Origin of the sequence: uncultured Helicobacter sp. (assembly GCF_949282165.1) — a bacterium.
GTDB lineage: Bacteria > Campylobacterota > Campylobacteria > Campylobacterales > Helicobacteraceae > Helicobacter_F.
In genome coordinates, this window is record NZ_CASDOV010000037.1 from 1 (window position 1) to 3,613 (window position 3,613).

The following is a 3,613-nucleotide window of genomic DNA, read 5'->3' on the forward strand; positions in this document are numbered from 1 at the left end:
GATTCTGCTCGGCTTGCGCTATTGCGCACATTATTAATATTTGGCAAAGCCTCGCTAGGATTTTTTGGTGTTGTGGATTGTGTGGGTTGTTTAGATTCTGAATCTATCGAGTTGGATTCTGTGATTGTTTTAGAATCTGAAAGGCTAGATTCTGTATTTGAATCTAAATTATCAAAATGAGATTCTAAACTTTCTTTAGATTCTGAATCTGCTTGAGACTCCGCGCTTGGCTTGCCGGAAATTCTAGGATTGTGCGTAAGATTTAAATGTTGTGCAAGGCGAGGCGAAGGAGTTACCTTAGCGGTAATGACTGATGCCGAGCCGAAGCACTCATTTAAAGATTGCGTGCAAGCCGAATTTCCTTTATCGCCAAAAGCTGAATGCCCATCCAAAGAACCATTCTCGTGGGCAGAAACTAAATCCACCACTCCAAGTCCCTGCAACCTCTCCAAAGCACGCCTATGCGCCTTAGTAAGGCTATCAGTCGCGCACCCCACGCTTATGGCGGTATAAAACTCAATCATCAAAGCTTCTTTTCTTTCTATGCGAGCGCAAAACCTCGCCCAATGTGCGCGGGATAAAGCCGAGTTTCTCGCAGCTGACATTGACACAAAAGTCATTGCCACTTTCCCTAGAGTGCAAATGCCCGTGGATATTGAGCGAGCATTGCGCGAGCCTAAAAGCCGTATCCAAAATATCACGCGCGTTGGCAAACCTATCACGCGGCTTGCGATTAAACACCGGGAAGTGTGAAAACATAATCCGCTCGCCCTCCACATCGCACACCACGGCGTTGAGATAGATATTTTTTAGGGCTTGTTTGCCAAATTTTTGCTTGAGGTAGTCTTTGATGAGGCGGGACTCGGGAATTTGCAAATGGAGTTTATCGCACACGCTCCATTGCTTTAATCCACGCACATACTCGTATTTGCCAATATCGTTGTTGCCCACGATGAGGAGCTTAGTGCCATTGAGCTTTTTGAGCAGCTTGTAGCCGCTGCCAAAGTAGAGATCGCCTAGATGCCAGATTCTGTCTTTTGGACTTAGGGCGCGATTCCACATCGCCACGCTAAACTCATCAAAATCCCTAAATCCGTGCAGTAGCGCACTTTTGCTCCTTATGGGTTCTTTGAGCAGTACGGCTTGATGCCCAAAATGTGAGTCTGAAATCAAAAAAGTATCTTTGGAGATGAAATACGACACGCGCGCCCTTAGAGTAGAGAATTTGGCGGGATTGTATAGCAAATTGGCTAAAAGCTGACTAAGAGTGCGCTTGTCGCTTGCGCTACTCCCACTCCGTGCAAAATCCCCCACGACTTTTGCAAATGAGACAATGCCATCGCAGGAATTTATACGCTATTTTTTGTAAAATGCTGGGCTTAATTTATCACAAGGAGTTTGTATGCAAAAATTAGAGATAGGCAGTCCCGCGCCGAGCTTTCGCGCACTAGATTCACAAAGCACGGAGTTCGCCCTAGCGGATTTTAGGGGCAAATATGTGGTGGTGTATTTTTATCCCAAAGACAACACGCCCGGCTGCACGCTTGAGGCGCAGGATTTTAGCGCGCTTCTGGGGGAGTTTGGCGCGCTAGATTGTGTCGTGATAGGCATTAGCCCCGATAGCCCTAAGTCCCATCAGAATTTTATCGCTAAGCATAGCTTGCGCCATATCCTGCTGTGTGATAGTGAGAAAAGTATCGCGAGCAGCTATGGAGCGTATGGGGAAAAGATGATGTATGGCAAAAAGGTGATGGGCATTATCCGCTCGAGCTTCCTCATTGATCCGCAAGGCAATATCGCCAAAACCTACTACAATATCCGCGCCAAAGGGCACGCACAAGAAGTCCTAGAGGATCTCAAAAAGCTACAAGGCAAATAAAAAAAAGGGGGGGGGGAGCGGAAAGAATCTAAGCAATCCCCCTCACACACAAGCACGAGGGAGATTCTATAAAAGAGAAGCGGGATTAGTCTCGGCTGCTAGTGATACCAAAGAGCTGGAGGATTGATACAAAAATATTGTAAAAATCCAAATACAGAGAAATCGCCGCATCTACGGGGCTATCATACAAGCCGCGGATGATATTTTGTGTATCATACGCCACATACGCGCTAAAGAGCAACGCCGCCGCGCCCGCGATAATCGCTTGGAATCCCATACTAAGCACGAAAATATTGACAATCGAGCAAACCATCACCACGATGAGGGCGATAAAGAGCATTTTGCCCATACTCGCGAGATCTCGGCGTGTCTTCACACCATAGATACTCATCACGCCAAAGATGATAGTCGTCATACCAAACGCCGCTACCACGCCCGCACTGCCATTTTTAGCAAGCACTAGCCCAAGCAAAGGCGTGATCGCAAGCCCGGTGAGGAATGTGAAAACAAAGAGCATTGCGATATTTAAGCCCGGCTTAGAGCGTGAAAACATAAGCCCAAAGAGCGCCGCAAACTCTGCGACAAAGATAAGCATACGATTTTCCATAACCATTTGGAAATTCATAAACCCTACGAGCGCACCAATGGTGGCGATGAGCAAGCTCGCACCAAAAAACTTATAAGTCGTTTTCACAAAATTCACAAGCGCACTTTCTTGCGCCGCTGCCATTGAGGCGACATCTGCATTTGTGTAGTTTCTGTCATACAAAGCCATACAAAACTCCTTTTATGAAATTTGTGCGCAAATTGTATAGTAATTTGCTAAATAAACAAGCCAAGTTACTTGCTTTTGAGGTCCTCGATGATGAAAGCGAGGTTTTGCTTTAAAAGTCGCTCTATCTCGTTTTTTGAGATCTCGCTTTCTTTGCCTGTGCCAAAGTAATGATCCTTGCTAAGCTTTAGCTCCCCGCTAGCGCGCTCTTTGATGGTTTGCTTAGCGCGGATTAGATCTAGTGTTAGCAGGGATTTTAGCGTGGCTTCACTCTGCCCCTTAGCGATATTAAAATCTTGGCTTTGCGCGCTTGTCTCGAGGCGATAACTAACCACCATCTCCCAAGTCTCCTCGCTCGAAGTTTGCGCGAAACTAAAGCATTGTGAATCTTGTAATGCCTTGCCTAGCAACGCCTTAAAATCCTGCACGCCATAAAGCTCTTGTGTCCCGCTTATCTTGCTTGTGTCAAAAAGCACTTGGTATTTTGGGGACTCGCACTTTGGGATAGACGCCTCCTCCGGGCTTGGGCTCTCTTTTTGGCACGCCATAAACGCCGCCGCCACGAGCACCAATCCGAGCAACTTCACTTTTTGCATATTCTCCTCCTAAGATTTGGGATACTCCATTCTACTTGCGCAATCGTTAAAAGCCCATAAATTTTCTTTGTCGGATTCTAAGAAAGCTCGGATATCGCGCTTTTTGCGACAAATGCGGGAGTGGGGAGAGGTATTTACACGCTTAGCGCAGAATCTTACTTGGTTTTAGAATCTAAGGCAGTTACAGAATCTCGTGCAGATTCAGAATCTAGTTCCTATAGATTCTAAAGATTCACAAAAACAAATTACAGAATCTTACTTGGTTTTAGAATCTAAACAACCCACACAATCCACAACACCAAAAAATCCTAGCGAGGCTTTGCCAAATATTAATAATGTGCGCAATAGCGCAAGCCGAGCAGAATC

General features: G+C 46.0%; 4 protein-coding genes and 1 pseudogene. 1 reads left to right on the plus strand and 4 read right to left on the minus strand.

From position 1 onward, the window contains the following. A pseudogene (locus ACH2BK_RS09935) lies at window positions 1-524 on the minus strand (hypothetical protein); the annotation flags it as partial. After that, entirely contained in the window at window positions 517-1,173 is a 657-nt protein-coding gene (locus tag ACH2BK_RS09940) for a hypothetical protein (RefSeq protein ID WP_395003791.1), read from the minus strand. The pseudogene ACH2BK_RS09935 and the gene ACH2BK_RS09940, both read right to left, overlap by 8 nt. 229 nt (window positions 1,174-1,402) lie before the next feature. Between ACH2BK_RS09940 and ACH2BK_RS09945 the strand changes: the two genes are divergently transcribed. Next, window positions 1,403-1,879 carry a peroxiredoxin gene (locus tag ACH2BK_RS09945; protein WP_394995431.1) on the plus strand — a complete coding sequence of 159 codons (477 nt, stop codon included), beginning with the start codon at window positions 1,403-1,405 and terminating at the stop codon, window positions 1,877-1,879. A gap of 85 nt (window positions 1,880-1,964) precedes the next feature. On the opposite strand, the gene ACH2BK_RS09950 is transcribed toward ACH2BK_RS09945, so the two are convergent. Beyond that, on the minus strand, window positions 1,965-2,654 hold the full coding sequence (locus tag ACH2BK_RS09950) for a Bax inhibitor-1 family protein (RefSeq protein WP_394995434.1): 690 nt from the start codon (window positions 2,652-2,654) through the stop codon (window positions 1,965-1,967). Window positions 2,655-2,719: 65 nt separating this feature from the next. Beyond that, window positions 2,720-3,247, minus strand: a complete 528-nt coding sequence (locus tag ACH2BK_RS09955; protein WP_395003793.1) for a hypothetical protein — start codon at window positions 3,245-3,247, stop codon at window positions 2,720-2,722. Between the last annotated feature and the right edge of the window lie 366 nt (window positions 3,248-3,613).

What these genes read in the sequence shown, in the direction of transcription:
- ACH2BK_RS09945 (WP_394995431.1), top strand. Translation starts at nt 1,403, where the DNA reads ATGCAAAAATTAGAGATAGGCAGTCCCGCGCCGAGCTTTCGCGCACTA.
- ACH2BK_RS09950 (WP_394995434.1), bottom strand. Translation starts at nt 2,654, where the DNA reads ATGGCTTTGTATGACAGAAACTACACAAATGCAGATGTCGCCTCAATG.
- ACH2BK_RS09955 (WP_395003793.1), bottom strand. Translation starts at nt 3,247, where the DNA reads ATGCAAAAAGTGAAGTTGCTCGGATTGGTGCTCGTGGCGGCGGCGTTT.